At 35.2% G+C, this 21,575-nt stretch carries 21 protein-coding genes; 2 read left to right on the forward strand and 19 right to left on the reverse strand.

The genetic code is table 11. The annotated features are described in order from the left end of the window. Nucleotides 1–26 precede the first annotated feature (26 nt). The 10 genes from ribD to flhB form a co-directional block, all read right to left on the reverse strand. Nucleotides 27–1,061, reverse strand: coding sequence for a bifunctional diaminohydroxyphosphoribosylaminopyrimidine deaminase/5-amino-6-(5-phosphoribosylamino)uracil reductase RibD (ribD, locus tag FJR48_RS07230; RefSeq protein ID WP_152307480.1), 1,035 nt, complete (start codon nt 1,059–1,061; stop codon nt 27–29). Next, nucleotides 1,055–1,504 (reverse strand): LSm family protein, encoded by a 450-nt coding sequence (locus FJR48_RS07235; protein WP_152307481.1) that lies wholly within the window; start codon nt 1,502–1,504, stop codon nt 1,055–1,057. The genes ribD and FJR48_RS07235 overlap by 7 nt, the downstream gene beginning before the upstream one ends. Continuing rightward, entirely contained in the window at nt 1,494–1,859 is a 366-nt protein-coding gene (gene rbfA / locus FJR48_RS07240; protein ID WP_152307482.1) for a 30S ribosome-binding factor RbfA, read from the reverse strand. The genes FJR48_RS07235 and rbfA overlap by 11 nt, the downstream gene beginning before the upstream one ends. Before the next feature lie 10 nt (nt 1,860–1,869). Then, nucleotides 1,870–4,518 carry a translation initiation factor IF-2 gene (gene infB, locus FJR48_RS07245; protein ID WP_152307483.1) on the reverse strand — a complete coding sequence of 883 codons (2,649 nt, stop codon included), beginning with the start codon at nt 4,516–4,518 and terminating at the stop codon, nt 1,870–1,872. Nucleotides 4,519–4,794: 276 nt separating this feature from the next. Then, a complete protein-coding gene (thrB, locus tag FJR48_RS07255) occupies nt 4,795–5,676 on the reverse strand; it encodes a homoserine kinase (protein ID WP_152307484.1) in 882 nt (293 codons plus the stop codon). Nucleotides 5,677–5,684: 8 nt separating this feature from the next. Further along, entirely contained in the window at nt 5,685–6,146 is a 462-nt protein-coding gene (locus FJR48_RS07260; RefSeq protein ID WP_152307485.1) for a hypothetical protein, read from the reverse strand. Beyond that, nucleotides 6,139–7,023, reverse strand: a complete 885-nt coding sequence (gene lpxC / locus FJR48_RS07265) for a UDP-3-O-acyl-N-acetylglucosamine deacetylase (RefSeq protein WP_152307486.1) — start codon at nt 7,021–7,023, stop codon at nt 6,139–6,141. Before lpxC ends, FJR48_RS07260 begins: the two co-directional genes overlap by 8 nt. Nucleotides 7,024–7,115: 92 nt before the next feature. Then, the gene (pgp6, locus tag FJR48_RS07270; protein ID WP_241856029.1) at nt 7,116–8,486 is read right to left on the reverse strand and encodes a peptidoglycan metallopeptidase Pgp6; all 1,371 of its coding nucleotides are present in this window, start codon (nt 8,484–8,486) and stop codon (nt 7,116–7,118) included. Nucleotides 8,487–8,488: 2 nt separating this feature from the next. Further along, on the reverse strand, nt 8,489–9,154 hold the full coding sequence (locus FJR48_RS07275; RefSeq protein WP_152307487.1) for a hypothetical protein: 666 nt from the start codon (nt 9,152–9,154) through the stop codon (nt 8,489–8,491). Nucleotides 9,155–9,186: 32 nt separating this feature from the next. Further along, the gene (gene flhB / locus FJR48_RS07280) at nt 9,187–10,245 is read right to left on the reverse strand and encodes a flagellar biosynthesis protein FlhB (RefSeq protein WP_152307488.1); all 1,059 of its coding nucleotides are present in this window, start codon (nt 10,243–10,245) and stop codon (nt 9,187–9,189) included. Nucleotides 10,246–10,339: 94 nt separating this feature from the next. Between flhB and FJR48_RS07285 the strand changes: the two genes are divergently transcribed. Both FJR48_RS07285 and FJR48_RS07290 read left to right on the forward strand, forming a co-directional pair. After that, nucleotides 10,340–11,413 (forward strand): ADP-ribosylglycohydrolase family protein, encoded by a 1,074-nt coding sequence (locus FJR48_RS07285; protein WP_152307489.1) that lies wholly within the window; start codon nt 10,340–10,342, stop codon nt 11,411–11,413. 81 nt (nt 11,414–11,494) lie between these two features. Then, complete coding sequence (locus FJR48_RS07290; protein ID WP_152307490.1) at nt 11,495–12,049, forward strand: GAF domain-containing protein; 555 nt, start codon at nt 11,495–11,497, stop codon at nt 12,047–12,049. A 353-nt stretch (nt 12,050–12,402) separates the two neighbouring features. On the opposite strand, the gene FJR48_RS07295 is transcribed toward FJR48_RS07290, so the two are convergent. The 9 genes from FJR48_RS07295 to FJR48_RS07335 all read right to left on the reverse strand — a co-directional run bounded on the left by FJR48_RS07295 (nt 12,403) and on the right by FJR48_RS07335 (nt 21,433). Beyond that, entirely contained in the window at nt 12,403–13,434 is a 1,032-nt protein-coding gene (locus FJR48_RS07295) for a hypothetical protein (RefSeq protein ID WP_188108560.1), read from the reverse strand. Further along, nucleotides 13,424–13,783, reverse strand: coding sequence for a hypothetical protein (locus FJR48_RS07300; protein ID WP_152307492.1), 360 nt, complete (start codon nt 13,781–13,783; stop codon nt 13,424–13,426). The genes FJR48_RS07295 and FJR48_RS07300 overlap by 11 nt, the downstream gene beginning before the upstream one ends. 3 nt (nt 13,784–13,786) lie before the next feature. Then, nucleotides 13,787–14,611, reverse strand: a complete 825-nt coding sequence (locus FJR48_RS07305) for a hypothetical protein (protein ID WP_152307493.1) — start codon at nt 14,609–14,611, stop codon at nt 13,787–13,789. Nucleotides 14,612–14,816: 205 nt separating this feature from the next. Next, nucleotides 14,817–15,248 (reverse strand): hypothetical protein, encoded by a 432-nt coding sequence (locus tag FJR48_RS07310; protein ID WP_152307494.1) that lies wholly within the window; start codon nt 15,246–15,248, stop codon nt 14,817–14,819. A gap of 143 nt (nt 15,249–15,391) precedes the next feature. Next, the gene (locus FJR48_RS07315; RefSeq protein WP_241856030.1) at nt 15,392–16,582 is read right to left on the reverse strand and encodes a mechanosensitive ion channel family protein; all 1,191 of its coding nucleotides are present in this window, start codon (nt 16,580–16,582) and stop codon (nt 15,392–15,394) included. Nucleotides 16,583–16,584: 2 nt separating this feature from the next. Continuing rightward, nucleotides 16,585–17,937: an NADP-specific glutamate dehydrogenase gene (gene gdhA / locus FJR48_RS07320; protein WP_152307496.1), complete on the reverse strand. Its 1,353-nt coding sequence runs from the start codon at nt 17,935–17,937 to the stop codon at nt 16,585–16,587. A 31-nt stretch (nt 17,938–17,968) separates the two neighbouring features. Further along, nucleotides 17,969–18,712, reverse strand: a complete 744-nt coding sequence (locus FJR48_RS07325) for a fumarate reductase iron-sulfur subunit (RefSeq protein ID WP_152307497.1) — start codon at nt 18,710–18,712, stop codon at nt 17,969–17,971. Further along, nucleotides 18,705–20,702, reverse strand: coding sequence for a fumarate reductase flavoprotein subunit (locus tag FJR48_RS07330; RefSeq protein WP_152307498.1), 1,998 nt, complete (start codon nt 20,700–20,702; stop codon nt 18,705–18,707). Before FJR48_RS07330 ends, FJR48_RS07325 begins: the two co-directional genes overlap by 8 nt. Continuing rightward, the gene (locus FJR48_RS07335) at nt 20,702–21,433 is read right to left on the reverse strand and encodes a fumarate reductase cytochrome b subunit (protein WP_152307499.1); all 732 of its coding nucleotides are present in this window, start codon (nt 21,431–21,433) and stop codon (nt 20,702–20,704) included. Before FJR48_RS07335 ends, FJR48_RS07330 begins: the two co-directional genes overlap by 1 nt. Nucleotides 21,434–21,575: the final 142 nt, after the last annotated feature.

Below are 21,575 nucleotides of genomic sequence, written 5' to 3' on the forward strand. Positions count from 1 at the left end.
TATCTATTCTTATTTCTGGCTATAATTTATCCTAAATTATGCTCATCAATAAGCTGTCGGCTACTTAACCACATAATTATATCTTTGTCATCTTGGAGTATATTTAAAATTTCAAATTCTTCTATATTTGTATTAAATACTTTACTTCCGCCTACTTTTGGAGCTATATAACAAAGGTATCTATCTACAATATCACGTGTAGCTTCAAACATATTAGCTCCACCTTCAATCATAATATTTTTATATTTTTGTATAATATCTAAATTATCCGATATTATAACTTTCCTGCCCTCTACTTTAAAAAGCGGTATAGTTTTATCAAACTCACTTTTACGTGAATATATAAGTATATCCGGTGCTTTTCCATCTACTAATCTTGCATCCAAAGTCGGTCTGTCTATTCTTACACTCTCACCGCCGATTACAAGTAAGTCGCACTTATCTCTCATATCATGCACATTTTTACGCGATTCTTTTGAAGTAATTATACCGCCGTCGTAAGTACCGTTTAATCTTTGAGCCCATTTAAAAAATACAAATTTATCTTTAGACCATCTCTCAAAAGGATACAAAAGTTCCTTACACTTAGCTTCTAAAACACCGTTTTGTATTTCAATATCTGCATCCAATAGTTTTTTGTTCCCACAGGCTGCTTCAGGATTTGTATCTAAAGCACCTACATATACTTTTTTTATACTAAGCAAACTTAACAAATCTGCACATGATGGTGTTTTGCCGATATGTGAACATGGTTCAAGCGTAGTATATACACTACAGTTTTTAAAAATACCATTATGATTTTGTATTAAATATTTGTGTATATCAGCTGAGTTTGTAAGTTTTAGTATAAATTCATCGTTCGTAAGTTTAAAATATGCGGATTTTAAAGCCTCAACTTCGGCATGCGGAAGTCCGGCTTTTTTATGAGCTTCAACACTTAATATTGCTCCACTCTCAGAAACTACACAGCATCCGACTGCCGGATTTGGATATGTAAGCCCTTGATATTTCCATGCTTCTTTTAAGGCGAGGTTCATAAAAAATTCAGAGTTTGCTACCATTCAAAGTATGTCTTACCTTTGGATATCTCACCAAAATCTACAACTTCTTCTTTGCCGTCTGCTAAAACAGTAACTTTAGAGTCTTCAACTTTTAAAAGTTTGCCTTTTAACTTATCACGCGAAGCAAAACCTAACTGTACGTTTTCACCTATTGAGAGTTCATAATGGTGTAGGTTCTTTAGTTTTCTTTCGATTCCAGGACTTGACACTTCAAGTCTGTAATCTCCTGAAACAGGTGGTGTAACATCTAAAAGAGGAGAGATTAAACGACTAAGTTCAGCACAACTGTCTAAACTTACAGGTTTTCTTTTTCCGTCTTCTATTTCGTTTGAGACTACAGAAATTCTATATATTGTCTCATCAAATTCACTTACGGTTGATATATCATAAAGTTCCAAATCAAGAGACTTTACAAATGATTTTATATCGCTCTCAAGACTCATCTTTATTTTCCTTAGATATTTTTTTAAACAGCTCATCAATAGTTTGAGCTTTTTTTAGATGCTCGTCAAATTCAAATTTTAACTTAGGTGAGCGAAACCAACCTTGGTCTTTCATACAGTAATCTTCTATAATAGGTCTAGCTTTTTTAAGCTGTTTTAACAGTATAGATTTTTCTTCTTCTGAAAAATAGCTAGGGTCTATATAAACCTTTGCATCGTCACGCCCTTTGGAACATCTAACCTCTATAACATCAAGTTCATGGAGTCTGTTGTCGTTTAACTGACTAAGAGCTTCTGGAATAAGCTCTTGTAAAATAGAGTCAGTTCTTTTTAGTTTTATTTGTGCGTCAGTCACTTAATAATCTTTATAGTTCAACTTTTTGTTCAACTTTTTTAAATGTTTCGATTACATCGCCTACTTGTACATCATCGTAACCTTTGATGCCAACACCACATTCGTAACCGTTTCCAACTTCTTCAACATCATCTTTGAAACGTTTAAGTGAAGTAAGTTCACCCTCAAATATAACAACACCCTCACGAATAACACGCACAAGTCCACCACGGATAAGTTTACCATCAACTACAGTACAACCTGCAATCATACCCTTAGGAGTTTTGAAAGTATCTTTAACATCAGCCTGACCGGTATTCTCTTCAGTAAATTTAAGATCCATCATACCTGTTAGCATATTAGTTACATCATCTAGCAACTGATAGATTACAGAGTAATTTCTAATCTCGATTCCACGTTGTTTTGCTAAAGCTTTTACAGAACCTGTCGGGCGGATATTAAACCCTAGGAGTACACAGTTATCACTTGCACTAGCAAGCTCAACGTCATTCTCTGTAATTCCACCTACACCCGTAGAGATAACTTCAACTTTTACCTCTTCGTTTCTTAAATCTGTAAGTGAAGATTTAAGAGCTTCAAGTGAACCGTGAACATCTGCTTTAAGTACGACTTTAAGCGTTTTAAGCCTACCTTCCGCAATCATAGCCGTCATGTCTTCTAACGTTGACTTAGTAGATTTACTTAACTCTTTATGTCTATCATACTCGTAACGTTTGTGAGCATATTCTTTTGCCTCTTTATCACTGCTAACTGCCATTAAAACTTCACCTGAAGGAGGAACAGTGTCAAGTCCGGCTACCTGAGCCGTGTGTGATGGACCTATAGATTTTATCTGTTTGCCGTTCTCATCTATAAGAGCTTTAACACGTCCGTATGAGCTACCACAAACGATGTTGTCACCAACTTTTAAAGTACCGTTTTGAACGATTACCGTAGCAACAGGTCCACGACCTTTTTCAAGTGATGCCTCAACAACTGCAGATTTTGCTGGTACTTTAGGATTTGCTTTAAGATCAAGTACCTCTGCCGTAATTAATATATTTTCCAGTAAGTCATCAAGTCCCATTCCTGTTTTTGCAGATAACGGAATAAACTCAACATCTCCACCCCAGTCAACCGAAGTCATACCGTGTTCAGCCATCTGACCTTTTACTAAATCGGGATTAGCAGTCTCTTTATCCATTTTGTTAAGTGCTACGATAACAGGTGCTCCTGAATCTTTAGCAATTTTGATAACCTCTTCTGTTTGAGGTTTTACACCATCATCTGCAGCAACAACTATAATAATAATATCCGTAACATCCGTACCGCGTTGACGCATAGCACCAAATGCCGCGTGACCCGGAGTATCTATAAACGTGATTGGCTCACCGTGTTGTTCTACGGTATAAGCACCGATATGTTGTGTAATACCACCCGCTTCACCTTCAGTTACTTTAGCACTTCTAATAGCATCTAAAAGTGATGTCTTACCATGATCTACGTGACCCATTATCGTAATAACAGGCGGACGTTTAACTGCATTTGGATCTTCTTCAACATCGTGTGCCAAATCTTCTTCGTAATTGAATTCGTCTTTTGGATCGATTATAGTTACTTCAACACCGAACTCATCAGATAATACTTCAATTTCATCACTTCCCAAGAAATCGTTTTTTGTCATCATCATACCAAGGTCAAACAATACTTTGATAACATCTGACATTGGACGTTTTAATTTCTCGGCAAATTCATATACACGTATATCTTCGGGAATCTCAACATGAGTTACAACCTCTTCAACTTGTTTTTCTTTTGTATATTTTTTACGTTTGTCACGAGATACTTTTCTTCCGCGACCTGCATTTTTACCTTTGTTGGAATTTCTACCTATCGGCTTTGGTTGCTTTGGTTTTCTTGGTTGTTCCGGCTCAAGAGGTGCACGCTCTGTTGCATTTAAATCAAGTAGTGTTACTTGATCATCCATATCCATAGATACTTCAGCCATTGAACCACCGAATATATCTATTTTTGTACCTGTATCTTTTTTTGATACCGGTGTTTCTTTTTTAGTTTTTTTCTTAGATGCCAGTTCTTCTAAAACTTCTGCACTCATTTTTCCGTATGAAGATACTTTTGGTTGTTTTTGAGGAACATCAAAGTCATCGTTTGAACTGCTTGTAGAAGCTACAGTTTTTTTCTTTTTAACAATTTTAAGACCGCCGATTTTTTTCTTTGGAACTTGCACAGTTTTAATTTTAGGTTCATCTTGATTTGATGATTCCTCTTTTTTTGAAGTTTTTGTTTCTTTAACTTCCGTATCTTTTTTTACTTCTTTTTCACTTTTAGTTTTTTCTTCTTTAGTGTTTTGTTCTTTTTTTGGTTCGTCTTTAGACTTCTCTTGTACCTTTGTTTCTTTTTTAGCTTCTTCTTTTGTTTCTTCTATCTCTTGTATTTTTTCTTCGGCTTTTTTAGCCTTAGCAGGTTTTTTTGCATCTTTTTTTGGTTCAGGAGTATCACCGTTCATTATATAATTCATGATTTTTTCAGCATCTTCCATACTAACTGTACTTTGAGCTGATTTTACAACAAGACCCATCTCGGTAGCTTTATTTATAACATCTTTTGAAGCTATACCCATCTCTGTCGCAACTTCGTGTACTCTAACTTTATCTATCATCAGTGATGATCTCCTTTAGTTTATTCATTAATTTTTCTTTATCGCCACTTTTGCATTGACGCATTAGCGAACGCAACAACTTTTTTTCATCTTTTAAACAGTCATTGCACAAATAAAACGTTCTACCAGAGCCATTAAAAATCTCTATATTTCCATCTATACATCTTAGTCTGAGCATATTTTGTTGGAAGTCCCTCTCCCTACAAGATATACACATTCTGCTTGCTTGGTAAAAATTTTTCGCCATTATATCTAAATCTTACTTTTTTTAATAGCTTATCGCTCTATAATTAGACCATTATTATCAAAATCTAGTGTTTTGACGCTAAATTCAGGAAATTTCTGCTTTAATTTATTAGAAATCATAGCTGCATCTTCATCATATACCATATTAAAAAACGTAGATCCGCTTCCGCTTAAGGTACTCATAAGAGCTCCACTCTCATATGCAACTTTCTGAACTGCAAAAAGTTCAGGTAGCATCTTCATTCTGGCTTTTTGATGAAATCTGTCATGAGATGCAAGACGAAGCATCTCCCAGTCTTCATTAAAAAACGAAGCAACACTTAGTGCCGTATGAGACAAGTTATAAACAGCATTGTCCTTTGAGTATGATTTTGGCAAAACCGTACGTGAACGTGAAGTGTTCATCTGTTTATTTGGAATAATCACTACGGCTTTTATATAATCGGGAAGATGTTTTTTTTGAGAGAAAACTTTATTTTTCTCTACCGTAGCGGCATTAAACCCACCCATAACCGCAGGCGTGATGTTATCCGGATGATTCTCATACACAAGTGCATGGTTTAAGATGCGTCTTTTACTTACTCTGATGCCTGCCGCTTCATGTGCAGATGCTACAGCGGAAACTATAACCGCAGATGAACTTCCAAGACCCCTTGACATAGGTATTTGATTGTAAAATGTAAATTTAAAATTTTGTTTTTTCTTTGTTAGACGAGTGTAATGCTCGTTAAATATACCGATAAAAAGGTTGTTTCCTTTTAGCCTTGGGTTATTTTCACCCTCGCCTTTTATAGATACGCTAAAAAATTTCGACGGATGAAATTCAACTTTATTTCTTAAATCGACTGCTAGTCCCAGTGAGTCAAAACCCGGTCCTAGATTTGCACTTGTAGCCGGTACGCTAATTTCCAATTTGTTTCCTAACCAACTGCTCCTATTGCATATAAGGGCGTTGTGTTTTCATCGAACTCATCATACTCAAGCACATCTTTTAGCTCAAATTTGCTCACGGGTGCTTTTTCTAGCTTATGAGTTTCTATTTTAGTAGAGATTTTAACAAAAAATAGCTTTCCTATCGCTTTTATAGGTTGATTTTTATTAAAATAAAACGCATCTGTTGCAAAAAGTGGGATATTTTTTAAAATCGAGAGTGATTTTAAAAATATATAGGTAATTTTAATAGCCATAAAGCTTCCCGGACCTTTGGCATAAAACAGTTTTTTTACATCATATTTTTTTAAAATATCTTCAAAAATTTTTGGTAAAACCTCTGATGATTTCTCGCCCGTCGATATAGTCTCTATAAGTTTTTTATCCTCATAAATCCCGATTAAAATCGGAGATGAGAGAGTCACACAAACTACATCTACACTTTTAAGCATATGCTTTTTCTAACTCTTTTGTTTTCTCGCCCACAAGCTCTATAACTTCGTAGTTCTCTTCAGACTTTAATAGTTCAACCGTTAGTTTATGGTTTAAGTCATGGCTTCCTGCCATAGCTTCATAATTGCCTATGAAGTTCATCCCAATAAGGCTCATATCACCTATAGCATCTAGTATTTTATGTCTTACAAACTCATCTGAATATCTTAAACCCTCAGGGTTTAAAACTTTTTTATCATCAAGAACTACTGCATTTTCAAGCGAGCCGCCTAGTGCTAAACCTTTTGAGCGGAGATATTGAACCTCTTGAACAAAACCGAAAGTTCTAGCACGTGAAATCTCATCTTTATAGGCCTGTTTCGTAAACTTTAAAGAATAATCTTGTTGTTTTATTATCGGATGCGGGAACTTGATGGTAAAGTCATAGTTCAAATCAGGTGAGGGAGAAAGTTTGACATACTTTTCACCCTCTTGAACGACTACTTCTTTTTTAATACGCATTACCTTTTTAGGCTCGCTTAATTCGTGTCTTCCAGCTTCATCCAAAAGCATACAAAAACTTGCACTGCTTCCATCCATTACAGGTACTTCATCTGCATCCACTATAACTTTTAAATTATCTATTCCGTAAGCATATACGGCAGATAATAGATGCTCAATCGTAGAGATAACATTACCGTCTTTTCCTATAACCGTCGCCATTTTTGTATCGACGACATTTTCTGGAGTAAGCGGTATAGCTACATCCACATCATTTCGGTAAAAAACGATACCGCTGTTAGCTTCAAGAGGTTCAAGTTTTAACTTAACAGGTGAGCCTTTATGAAGTCCTATACCGACTAGTTCAACACTTTTTTTTATTGTGCTTTGATACATTATTTATCTCCTTTTACAAAGAAGTGAATTCTTTGCAAAATTCCTATCACTAAAGCTACGCCTATAGGCGAGAAATTTTTCATATTATAACCTTACTTTCCATCAATAATATTTTTAGCATTGTTTATAACATCCGTAATATTTAGTTTTATCCAAGCAGTATCCATCCACTCTGCAGGACGAACTTCTATACCTTGAACAAGTACTCCAAAATGCAAGTGGTCACCCATAGCATAACCACTTTTACCGGTTCTGGATATAGAATCATCGGAATTTACAAAATCTCCACTATTTACATTCACGCTTGAACAGTGACCATATAAAGTATATAAACCTAAACCGTGGTGTATTATAGGCATATTACCATATAATCCGTTAAAATCAGAATATACTACGTCTCCGCTATTTTGCGGTTTAATCTCTGCCATTGCATTTGAAGCAAGGTCTAATCCTAAATGGTAAGATTCACTAATGTAATTTCCATTATAAAGATACTTTCTATGATCTCCGAATGTTGCTACGACTTGTGCATTTTTAAGCGGGTACATTTTTTTAATATTAAACTGTGTGATTTTTTCTTTTGAAACTTTTGAAGTTATATTATGAATCAGTTCTTCATTTTTGGCACGTATATCTTCATTTATAACTTTAAATTGTTCAAGTGGATTGTCTATTCCCTGAGTTTCTAAAAACTCATCTGCAAGTTCAGCAATTTTTCCATGCAAAAATTTATCGCTTATTCTTATTCGCGATATTCTATAGTTTTTATTTTTTAGATAAAGTGGTATATAACTCTTAGCACTGTTTCCTGCATAATCTTTTGCAACTATAGTAGCTTTAAAATTTGATTTTGTTACGGGCCATGCCAATAAAGAAATGTAGTATCCCTCTTTATAAAAAGGTTGTGCTATAAATTTTTTATCAAAACTGGTTTGAATGTACATATCTTTTAAGTTTTCATCTTCTGCTTTAAAGATAACGATAGCCGAACCACCTTTTGTTATTTTATAAGAGTGTGCGACAGTAACAACAGAAGGTCTTTTTTTATCTATTTTTAAATCAAATTCTTTAACAATCGTATTTCCGTTTAAAAAATTCCATTTACTGCTATCACTGGCTTCAATAATTAGAGTAACGCTTTTATCTTTCATAGCATATGCACTACGAGGAGGTTCGACTTTTATATCTATTTTACTTTGAAGTGAAAGAGGTTGTTCTGAATAAAGAATTTTTTTTGAAGAAGAAGTTTTTAAAACAACTTTATATGATTTTATACCGCTCGAATCCTCAATATTTAACTCCAGCGGTTTTTTTAAATTCCAATATCCGTTTGTATTTAGAGTAATATTTGGCATATCTCTCTCAAACATTTTTGAGTTATACAGATATACACCTCCACCTATAATCAATGCAAATAAAATAAGTACGCCTATAGATGAACCGTTGTTATTTCTTCTTCTCAAATTTATTCTCCTTCTCTTATTATCTCTTTATTTTCGTACTTTACTATGACTGTTTTAACACTTGGTAAAGATAGAGCATCTTTTAGTATAAATTTTGCATCTTTTATAGATGCTCCGCTACTCTTTAAGTCTTCATCATCTAAATTAAACAAAGCTGTTTTTGCTTCATCTATCAGTAGCATTTTACTAAATAATGTAGCTTTTAACCTCAAAGCCGCCAAAGAGATGTGGTTTAGTATGTTTTCATTACAGCTATCAACTTCTGCTCCTGCTTCAAGAAACTTTTTTGCATTCTCAAATACGCCTGCATCCACGTCTTTTAAAAAGCCTTGTGTTTTGGAAATAAGTGCTGCGTACAAAGATGTAGCCGTTTTAGAGTTTAACTTAATGTTATTTTTGTTAAAAAAGACAAATATATCTTCACATTTTTTGACTTTTATTTCTAAGTCTGCCGAAGAGGGATAAGAGTTTTTTAACTTATCCATCCACGGTAAAAAATATAAATTTTTTCCAAAATCAACATGAGTAGAGTATAAAGATACTTTTTTATGAAGCGTTAAAATGAATGAGTACAATGCATTTGCCGATGCGACTTGACTATCGGTCGCATCGCTTGGCAAAGTTATGACAATATGCTTGGCACCATTAATATCATCTATATTTAACAAAAAAACTCTTCTCTAATATTTTTGCAATTATACTAGTTTTTCTTTTTATTCGCCTTATATACATATGCTAATACTTCGGCTACAGCTGCAAAAAGTGCTTCAGGTATCGGTTTGTCAACTTCTACTTCTTTGTAAAGTGCACGTGCTAGAGGTGGGTCTTGCATAACATGTACACCAGCTTCACGTGCTATTTTTTTAATCTGAAGTGCTACATTGTCTTTACCTTTGGCAACGACTATAGGGGCATGGCTTCTTTGTTCATCATATTTTAGGGCTACTGCAAAGTGTGTAGGATTTGTTACGACTACATCTGCATTTGGCACTTCCGCCATCATCCTTTTTCTGCTTGCCTGCATCTGGATTTGACGAATTTTAGATTTAACTAAAGGATCCCCTTCCATATTTTTCATCTCATCTTTTACTTCTTGTTTACTCATCTTTAAGCCGTCAAAGTATTGTTTTCTCACTATTATTATGTCTATTACGGCAAAAACGAATATTATCAAAAGCATAACAAGAGCTATGATTAAGGCTTTGTCTTTTAACCAGTCTATCTGGTCTCCAAGGCCAAAGAGTGCTACTGTGGGCAACTCTTTTATAAAAAACAGGAAAAAGATAAAACCAACGCCTAAAGTGGTAAAAGACTTAAAGGTTACCTTGATGCCCTCTATAAGTTTTTTCATAGAAAAAAGGTTTTTTGTACCCTTTATAGGGTCTATTTTTTTTATGTCAGGTACGATTGCTTTTGTGGTAAACAAAAACCCAAACTGTGCAAGTGCAGCTATAATACCTGCGATGGCAACGGCAATAGCCAAGGGCATAATTATGATTAAAAATTCTCTAATGGTTACTACGGCTATATCTACCATGATTCTTGAATCCAGAGGTGTTCCCTGCATAGAAAAATAGTACTGAAAAAGTTTAATAATATGACTTCCCATAAAAGGAAAGAGTAATAAAAAAGCGAGAATTGCTACAAAAAGAGTACCGACACCCGAGGCATCTTGGCTTTTAGGGACATTTCCCTCTTTTCTGGCGTCTTCAATTTTCTTGGAGGTGGGTTCTTCTGTTTTCTCAGCATCATCAGCCATATAAACGCCATCCTCTCAATTTTTCTGAAATTGTAGCATATTCTTGACAATCGTATCTTTGTTTATTAGAATAGTAGAAGTATAAGGATTTATTATGAAAAATGTTTTAGTTAAAGATAGAGCCAAAGGAGCACTTGTCGGTGCATTTATAGGGGATGCGCTTGGTCTTGGTCCTCACTGGTACTACGACTTACAAGAACAGTATAAAGACTACGGGGAGTGGATAGACGATTACACCACTCCAAAAGAGGGACGTTACCACGCAGGACTAAAAGCGGGTGATAATTCACAGGCAGGGTTTATACTTGAACTTCTTACAAAATCTCTCATTGAAAACGGGGGTTATAATAATGATGATTTTACCAACAAACTAGATGAAGATCTATTTACTAAAATAGACGGCACTCCAAACTCGGGTCCGGGAGGATATACCTCGCAATCCATCAGAGAGTCTTACAAACAAAGAGTAAAAGGAAAACACTCTTGGGATGAGATAGGCACCTTAGCCGATACGACAGAGGCTATTGAGAGGGTTTTGGCTATTGCCATATACTATGCAAAATACCCAAAAGAGATGGCAAGATACGTTTGGCAAAATACTAATGTCACACAGGTAGATGCAACTGTTGCATCCATCACCGTTGCTTTTTCTGCTGTTCTTTCTCAGCTTATCATGGGTGAGGCTTTTGACTCTAAGCTATCAGCTAAACTCATGGATATGGTAAAAGAGAAAAAACTACCTTTTCATGCAGTTACATCAGATAACTTCAATCCTCCAAAAGTCGGTGTAAAAGAACCAAGTAGAGAAGGTGTTTTCTCTTCACCCGATGCACTGCTGACTCCGATGTTCATCACCCAAGCAGTGGAAGATGAAAGCATAAAAATAGAACCTGCATGGAAAGCATCACTGGTGTACGGGATGCCTTGTGCAATCTACCACATAGTCCCGTCAGTTTACTTTTTAACGGCTAGCTATAAAGACGACTTTGAAAGTGCCGTGTTACACGCACTAAACGGTGGCGGACAAAATATGGCAAGAGCTATGCTAACTGGAGCTTTAGTCGGTGCACAAGTTGGAATCCAAGGTATCCCGCAAAGGTTTATAGACGGGCTTACTCGTAAAGATGAGATTTTAGAGTTAGCAGAGAAGTTGACTATACATCTTTAAAACGGAGATTCAAACTCATGGGTGTATTTTTTGTAATTTTAGGATAAACTATGTCATAATAACACAATTAAGGAGGTTTCAATGGATAACTCTTTTTCAACAAATCATATTAAGTGTATAAAAGCTGTAAATGATGTTTTAAATAACACAAGTGATTTTAAAAATGCTATGCAGGATATTGTAGAAATTTTATTTGCAATATATGAATGTGATAGGGCTTATTTATTTTACCCTTGTGCTCCGGATGCTTTACAATGGAGAGCGATTGAATGTACTGCAGACGAGTGGTTTAGTGCAAATGATGTCGGTCAAGATCTTATGATGGATGAATCTGTAGCATCTGTTTGTAAAACATTGCATGAGAAAAAAGATGTAGTAACATTTGGAGCTAAAGGGGACGTTCCAATTCCTGAAATGCTTATGGAAACTTTTAAAATAAACGCTCAGATTTCTATGCCTATCTATTCTCCAAAGGGAGATGTCCTAGCTCTTGGTTTGCATCAGTGCTCATATGAACGGGTTTGGAGTGATGAAGATAAAAAGCTTTTTAAAGAGATAGGCTTACTTATTACAAAATATATCTCAGAATCATATGATAATTTTAAACATTACTACGACCAAGTGGGTGTTTCTTGACAGATTGAAATATTTTCAATTTACTACTAAAAGTGGAGATTCAACTGCAGGGGTGTGGTTTCGTAGTTTCTGCTGCTAACTGCTCCTCCTCCTACTCCCATAGATGCGCCTATGCTAACACTCTTTGACTTCTCTGTATCTTTAGTAATATCAAAACTTATGGAATGGTTCATTAAACTTCTTCAAGCACCTTATATATGGAATAATATAAAGGAGTGTTAATAAAAAGAAAATAACCATTAAAATTAAAATCAATGATGTATCAAAATAATCTTTAGCAAACCGTAACAAAAACATTATTATTAAAAATATAAATCCAAAAAATGCTTTCTTTTTTTCTTTTTCACATTTCATTATTTCTTCTCTTCTTTCTTGCTATCTTTTTTTTCAAGGTAGTTAACTGTTTCTTTTAAAATAGTTCCAGCAACTTCACCTTTCCATCCTGGTGGTTTTATAGTATCTACAATACTATCTCTTACCACACTTTCAGTTGATTTTTTATCTAATACTAGTAATGCACCATCAGTAAAAACTCCTACCGTTCCAAAAAAAGCTGCTCCAAATTCGTTTCCAACTACTGCATTACCTACAGCTAATGGATAAGAAGCCTTATTAACATTTTCTACACCAGTAACTACACCATCTTTTATATCTTGTGCCATTTTATCTTTTTCTTGTTGTGTCATTGGTGTACCACTTGAAGCAAGTTCTGCTGCCACTTCTGGAGGCACAGCAACATAACCACCCATAGATGTTTTATCTTTTGTAATTGTTAAACTTACTCCAAATTCATTTGCTTCTCTTTGTGCTTGTTGGGCTTCTTGATATGTTAAATTATCCCCCTCCTGCTTATCAACATTTTTAAATTCTTGGTTGTTTTGTTGTAGTTGTAGGTATGCTTCTAGTGACTTTGATTGTGTGTGGTTGTTTGTATCTGCCATACTTGTAGAGTGAGTATAATCTAGTGCCGCACCTGTATAAAAGCTTAGGTCTGAACCAAAATTATTTGCGTAAGTGTTTTGGTCTGCATCTCCTGCTTTGAATGTACCTTCTTGTTTATCCATCGCGTGGGTTATTTCATGTCCTGTTGTTGCTACTAGGTCATTTGTAGAGTTATTATTTTTATCGTTTATGTAGTTGGTATTTGTACCTTCGTTATAGTGACCTTTTACTGACTCACCATCTCTTCCCGCTTCATCTGTAGAGACTACTTTAGTTTCGTTTGGTGTATAACCTAACTCTTTCATTACTGTAACTGCTACTGCATTTAGCATCTCTTGTTTTTCTGATTCATCTAGGTTAGGGTCTGCTAGTTTATCTGCCAATTCTTTGTTTGTTGCCAATTGTTCTATTGCATCTACATCTATTTGTAATTTACACATCATTCAATTCTTCAGGATACTTTTTAAAGTACTCTTCCATCTCTATTGTTTTAACATTACATGTTGGACACATACCGTCTTTTAGCTCTGAATAGTTATAACTTTTTTTACACTTTGGGCATTTGGAATATTCAATCAAAGTTTCATTATTAACAGAAATCTTTTCATTTCTATTAATAGTTTTATATACAACTAAGAAACCTAAAAGTGCAAAAACTGATGTAACTAAATACTTAAAAACTCCCAATTCTATTTCATAATACCCATCTGGGGAAAACCTACCACTTATATAAACATCATAAGCTGAATATAGCAAATATAACCCAAAAAATAATCCTAAAACTTTTTTCATGCTTTACTCTGCTACCTTTGTCACAATTTTTTTTGTTATATATCCTGCTGTATGCGAATTAATATATGGGTACTTAACATCTGGTTTTGGATATTGAGCATTGAATCCATTTAAAAAATCAACAGTATTTTGACTTGCATTTTCATGTATATTATTTTTTAAATAATTATCCACCTTTATCCCAGTATTTAATATTACATCATCTACTTTTTTAGCACCTTGATTTGCTATTGTTGCTACACCTTTCACAGTTGTAGTTCCAACTTTAGTTGCTGGAACTAAACCTAAAGATTGGTCTTGTAATCCCATAGAGTTGTCAAGATCATAATCTGGATTATTTGCTTGTTTTTGTGTGGCTGTAAACATATCTTGTGTATGCATATTACCTTCATCATATACATCAAAAATTTGTTTTCCATTTGAAGTATTTCTTAATAAAGCTATATCTTCATTTATTTCTTCTAGTGTTTCATTAGTAGCAGATATAAAACCTTTTTCTTGTTGTTCTTTTGTAATAGGAGCATTATCTTTTCTACTATCTGAATCTACTGCGTACATTGCTCTATCGTAAAGTTTATTATATGCTTCATCTTCACTTATACCTTTTTGTTTTGCATAGTCTTTTGAGACTGTTTGTATGTGTTTTATCTCATCTTTTGCAAGCTGTTTATACTCAACCCCACCATTCTGTATAATAAGATTATTGACAGTTGTTGTTCCTGATTTTACATAATCATTACTTGAAGTTGTATAAGTTGTACTGTTAAGTGCATTATCTGTTGCTTGGTTTAGTCTGTTGGTTAGTGAATTTCCTAGTGCATCATTCATAGCTTCTTTTGTGTCATAACTGTCTTTAAATATAAAAAATTATAAATTACACCCCTGTAAATGAATCTTATCTCAGAATCATATAATGATTTTAAATACTATTACGACCAAGTGGGTGTTTCTTGACAAATTAAAATATTTTCAATTTACTATTAAAAGTGAAGATTCAACCTCAGGGGAAGGGATAATTAAAGGGTAAAAAGGTTTAGTCCTCTTCATCTTTAATTTCTTTTCCTAAAATAACTTTGTTAGTAGTCATATCCTTCACCCAGAAAGAAATACTTGAACTATTAGCTACATAATCTAGAAAATACTCATGTCCCTTTTCATAATGTGCAGTACCTAAAGTAAAGTCAGTTTTTTTATATCTAAGTCTAAAGTTATGTGGACCTTCTTTAATTTTTACAGAGTCATCACCGTTTCCAAACATTAGTCTTGCAGCACTAACTATTCTTTTACCATCTACAGACCATATACCAACTCCATTTGCAAGTTTTAAATAAGCCAATTCACTTTCAGGTATCTTATCAACATAAGTTGGTTTATATCTAGCCTTAGGTTCTCCTAATACTTTTGAACTACATCCAGACAATAATAATGTTATAGCAATAACAATTACAGCAGTTAATTTTTTCATAAACAATCCTTAGTTTTTTTTGTTACATGGTATTATATATACCAAATATTATTTCTACATTAAAAACAACATAAATTCATTGTTTTATTTTTAAAAGTCAAATAGTATATATAATTATTGATATTTACTTTTATATAACAATATTAATTCTCTTTATAAATAGACATAGAAGGGAAAGCAAATTCTAAGTTATTTTTTTCAAAGATTTCCATTATTTTGTGCATAACGTCTTCTTTGACTTCAAGCCATTCAGCCCAGTTAACGGTTTTTGAGAAACAATATACAAGTATGTTTATACTAGAAGCACCAAACTCATCCAGGTAAACTAAAAGTGTCTGTTTGATACCGTGTGCATCTTCATACGATATCATCTTTGCTTCTTTTTTTGTACTTCTGTTTATTTCGGTGTTTTGCGAAGCTATTTGCGGATGATTTATTAGCATCTCCCTTATATCTTCGATAGCGTTTTTAATATCTTCTCTTTTTGAATCATACTTAACACCAAGACTCATTTTGATGCGACGACCAAGTTCGCGTCTGTTCCAGTTTTTGATATCTGCATTTGCAAGGTTTGCATTTGGAACGGATATAAGTGCATTATCAAACGTACGGATTATGGTTACTCTCAGACCTATCTCAACAACCGTACCTTCAACTCCATCAGCCACTATCCAATCACCTTGTCTGAATGTATCGCTTAAAAGGATTGAGAGTGTTCCAAAAAAGTTAGCAAGAGAATCTTTAGCAGCCAGAGCTACGGCAAAACCACCGATACCAAGACCAGATAGTACGGCTGTTAAGTTTACGCCTGCCGAGTGAAGTATTACAAGTAAACCAGTTATTAAAATAACGAAGTTAACTATTTTCATACCTACGTTTATAACCGATGCTTTTATTTTTGATTTTGAGCTGTCTATAGTATTTATTTTTATAGCTGCTATCTTATTTACTACTTTATAAACTGCAAGTGTCAGCATTATGATATAAATTATATTAAAAAACATACTGACAAACTCTATGGATTTAAAACCATTATAGATATATATAATAATTTCAAGATTTACAAATATCAGTAAATATTCAAACACACTCTTTAGAGATAATAATATTTCATGTGACTTTTTTTTAGTGTAGTTAAGCTTTACAAATATTTTCTCTACAAAAGAATAAAAATATTTTCTAAGTATAAATAAAAATAGAGATATAAAAAGTATAAGAATTATTTTTACTACACTCAGACCAAAACTATTTAGAACAACATTTATATCTTGAATAAGTTGATAATCATTTATTCCCCTTATTTTTGAGAGTAACTCACTAAAAAAAGGATTCACGTCTATATACCTTCAGCTATCATAGCATCTGCTACTCTTTTAAAACCTGCTATATTTGCACCATCTACGTAATTTCCATCAACTCCGTAATCCTGAGCCGTTAAAACTACGCGTTTTGCGATCTGCTGCATAGTGGTTTTAAGTCTCTCATCAACTTTTTCAAAACTCCATTTACCCATAGCCGCATTTTGCGCCATCTCAAATTCACTAACGGCAACACCGCCTGCATTTGCAGCTTTTGCAGGAGCGAAACATATTTTATGAGATAAAAAGTCGTTTATCGCTTTTGGAGTCGATGGCATATTTGCACCCTCTGCCACAACTTCAACACCGTTTGCTATAAGGTTTTGTGCATCCATACCTGTCAGTTCATTTTGAGTAGCACACGGAAATGCAGCATAACATGGTATATCCCATACTGCATGAGCTTCCTCGGGGTAATCTTCTTTAGGTATATACTTTGCATCCGGATGAGTATCTACATAATCTTCCAAAGATACGCGTCTAACAAATTTCATCTCTTTTAAAAGTTCTAAATCAACCCCTTTTGGATCATGAATAGTACCTCTGGAATCTGAACACGAAACAGGTATAGCACCTAAGTGGTAAAGCTTTTCTATAGCATGAAGTGCTACGTTTCCGCTACCGCTTACCGTACATATTTTTCCTGCAAGTGGTTCTTTTTCTTCAAGTTCCAACATAGTTTGAGTAAAATATATAAGCCCGTATCCTGTAGCTTCAGGACGCATTAAAGAACCGCCAAACATAAAAGGTTTACCGGTTAGGATTCCATCATATGAAGATGTGATTTTTTTATACTCTCCAAAAAGATAACCTATCTCGCGTGCACCTACGCCGATATCTCCCGCAGGTACGTCTATACGAGCACCTATATACTTATGAAGTTCGGTCATAAATGCAGAACAGAACTTCATAACTTCAAAGTCGCTTTTCCCTTTAGGATCAAAATCGCTTCCCCCTTTACCGCCACCTATTGGAAGCCCTGTTAAAGAGTTTTTAAATATCTGCTCAAACGCCAAAAACTTCAAAACACCCTCGTTCACGGTAGGATGAAAACGAAGTCCGCCTTTGTACGGTCCTAAAGCGTTGTTAAACTGAACACGGTAACCAGTATTTACTTGGATATTTTGATTGTCGTCCATCCAAACAACTTTAAACTTTATGACTCTATCGGGTACTACCAAACGCTCGATTATAGAGTTTTGCCTATACCTTTCATCTGATTCCAACAAAGGTGCTATTGAGTAAATAACCTCTTCCATAGCTTGATAAAAAACTTTATTCTCATTACAGTCCGCACTCTCAAATCTTTTTATTAACTCTTCACCGCTCATTAATTTTTACCCTTTATCTATATATATTTATTTAATTTTTAACTGCCGTTTTTAACATCATACGTCTTAAGTATGCTATTTTACTTTGCAACGGTAAATTTTTAGGGCATACGTCTTCACATCCTAAAAGCGTCATACAACCAAAAACACCGTCTTCATTTCCAATCAACTCGTAATAGTCCTCGTCACTTCTTTTATCTCTTGGATCTAAATGGTAACGTGCTATTTTATTAAGTCCTACTGCCCCTTTAAAAAATGGTCGCATCTGTATTGTACCACAACCTGCCACACAACAGCCACATTCTACACATCTATCCAACTCATAAATCTCATCTGCTAATTCAGGTTCCATCTTTTCTTCTAGTTTATCTACATTTAGTTCATTTTCTTTATCGTGTATCCAAGTCTCTAATTTTTCATTTAATCCACGCATCCACTTACCCGTAAATACGGACAGATCACCTATAAGCTCAAAAAGCGGAAGCGGTGCTAATGTTATGTGCTCATCTAGCTTTGAAGTGAGTGTACGGCACGCTAAAGTAGGACGACCGTTTACAAGCATCGAACAACTTCCGCAAATACCTGCACGACATACAAAGTCATACTTTAGAGAGTTATCGTGATGTTCACGTATATCGTTTAAAACGACAAAAAGTGTCATTCCATCGGCTTCTTCAACTTCAAAACGCTCCATTTTTGGAAAGTCTTCCGGATCATGCGGATCAAATCTAAGTATGTCTATTTTTAAAATTCTCGGTTTTTCTTCGCTACTCATTTTCCAACCTTTCGTTTAATCTCTCATTTCTGCCTTGATACTTTTTCGGAAGCTTATCTTTAAAGGGCATCAGGACTTCTTGAATCTCAAACCTGTTCTTGCCTTCGGCTTCCATTTTAGCCCTTATGGAATCAACTCTCTCTTGAGCATCTTTGGTTAACTCGTTATGTATAGTCATATCCTTACCGTATCCTCTAAATCCTGGAGGCATCTCCATCTCTGATATATCTATATCCTCATATGTCACTGTCGGTAGTGTTTGTTCAGGATCCGGCCATGAAGTGATAGTACGTTTTAGCCATTTTTCATCGTTTCTCTCAGGAAAGTCTTCACGCGAATGTGCCCCTCGGCTCTCCTCTCTCAAATACGCTCCCATAGCAACCGTAAGTGCTACCCTAATCATCTTTTGTGTACGATATGCATTTACCAAGGCAGGATTTGCAGCACGGCTTTTTGAGCGGAAAACATCTATATTTTTACTTCTGATTAAAAGCTCTTCAAGTTCATCTACAGCTTCTTTTAAATCCTTGCCGTTTCTAAAGATGCCCACTTTCTCCATCATGATTTTCTCCATACGGCGACGGAGTACATATGCATCTTCCCCGCCGTGATTGGATAAAAGTTTGTCCAATTTGTCTTGTTCTTGTTTTAAAAATTCTGAAACTTTTTTCGTATGGATTGTAATATCGCTATCAGGCGTATCTAAAAAGTCCGATATATATTCGGCTACGAGCATTCCGGATACTACAGTCTCACTTACCGAATTCCCGCCTAAGCGATTAAAACCGTGCATATCCCAACAAGCTGCTTCACCGCAAGAGTATAGACCTTTTAGTGTTTGAGATTCACCGGTATATTTTGTACGAATACCACCCATAGAGTAGTGCTGTGTCGGGCGAACCGGAATCCACTCTTCTGCGGGATCTATCCCCAAAAAGTTCTCACATATCTCTTTAACTTCACGAAGATTTTTCTCAATATGCTCACGTCCTAAAATGGTTATATCAAGCCATAAATGATCTCCGTAACGGCTTTTTACACCTTTACCTTTTCTCATATGCTCGGTCATACGACGACTTACGACATCACGGCTTGCCAGCTCTTTTTTATCAGGCTCATAATCAGGCATAAATCTATAACCGTCTTTATCTAAAAGAAGTCCGCCGTCACCACGACAACCCTCAGTTGTCAAGATTCCAACAGGTACTATGGCTGTGGGGTGAAACTGTATAGCTTCCATATTTCCCAAAGTTGCCACCCCACTCTCTAAAGCCAGTGCTTGACCCGTACCCTGACAGATAATCGCATTTGTAGAGACTTCATAGATGCGTCCGTATCCACCAGTTGCAACGGTAGTAGCTTTAGATACATAAGCAACAAGTTCACCGCTCATAAGGTTTCTTGCAACTGCACCGTAGCATCTGCCGTTCTCATGAATAAGCGCCATAGCTTCAAGGCGTTCGTGAATCTCTACTTTATCTTCATGTGCCTTATTATCCATGGCATAAAGCATCGAGTGACCTGTACCGTCTGACGTGTAGCAGGTACGCCATTTTTTTGTCCCGCCAAAGTCACGTGCAGTTATAAGTCCATGTGCTTCGTCTTTTTCCGTAATAGTCACTTTTTGTGCATTTATGATTGATTGTCTGTCACCTCTTTTTACCCTAGTCCAAGGCACACCCCAGTGAGCAAGTTCACGGATAGCTTTTGGAGCACAATGTGTAAACATACGTGCAACTACTTGATCGGCTCCCCAGTCACTCCCCTTTATGGTATCTTCAAAGTGCACGTCTTCATTATCGCCCTCACCCATCTTTGAGTTTGCTAAAGATGCCTGCATACCGCCTTGTGCAGCTGCAGAGTGTGAACGTTTAGGCGGAACGAGTGATAAAACAACGGCATCGTGTCCACGCTCTTTTACACCTGTAGCGACTCTAAGACCTGCTAAACCACCACCGATTATTAAAACATCCGTATAAATTACTTTCATTAGTGGTTCTCCATTTTTATTGTCTTGCTTTTATACTTAACACCGTCGCTAAAATCATGTTCAAGTCCGATGCTTATATATTTTGCCAAAGAAGCCATACCAAGTAAAATATAAACAACTATAAAAATTCTCATTAAAACCTTATACCTTGCACGTGAAACTTTTGTGTTTTTGCCTTCCATAAAGCCCCATTTTAAAGCAAGTCTGTAAAGACCTATAAAAGCATGGGTTATAACTGAAAATAAAAGCAGTATATATAAAGGAGCAAGCATCTCATGTACTACACGGTGTGAAGATGCATACGGACCTATATCTGATGGTTCACTCATCATCATATATAGATGCACACTTCCTATAAAAAACATTATAAAACCTGTTGAGAGTTGGATAAGCCATAAAGATGTGTCTTCATGCTTCATACCAAGTGCATGTTTTTTCATAGTCTTATGTTGACGGTAGTTATCAGGAAATTTTCTAAGAGCAATTGCAGCATGAACAATAAATATAACAAATATCGCTCCGGCTAAGAAAGATACTATTCCGGGATATGTCTCTCCAAAAAAGTAATAACCCTCAAACATAATGGTTACTTTATACATCATCTCTTTACTTATAAGGATAGATGCTTCAAACAGTATATGCCCCATTATAAATATTGCAAGTATTAAACCTGTTATACTTTGAGTAAAATCAAGTCTGGCGGGTGTCTTATCTAGCTTCTCTTGCTTCATAAAAAAACCTCCGGTAAGATATTTTGTAATTCTACAATAATAATCTTAGAAAAAAAACAAAATTAAATCTTTTTAAACTTTAAGCCCTCTATAACAAAAGATATACCACAATATGCTAAGATACATTCAAAAAGGTTATTTA

The sequence above is a fragment of the Sulfurimonas lithotrophica genome, assembly GCF_009258225.1.
Classification (GTDB): domain Bacteria; phylum Campylobacterota; class Campylobacteria; order Campylobacterales; family Sulfurimonadaceae; genus Sulfurimonas; species Sulfurimonas lithotrophica.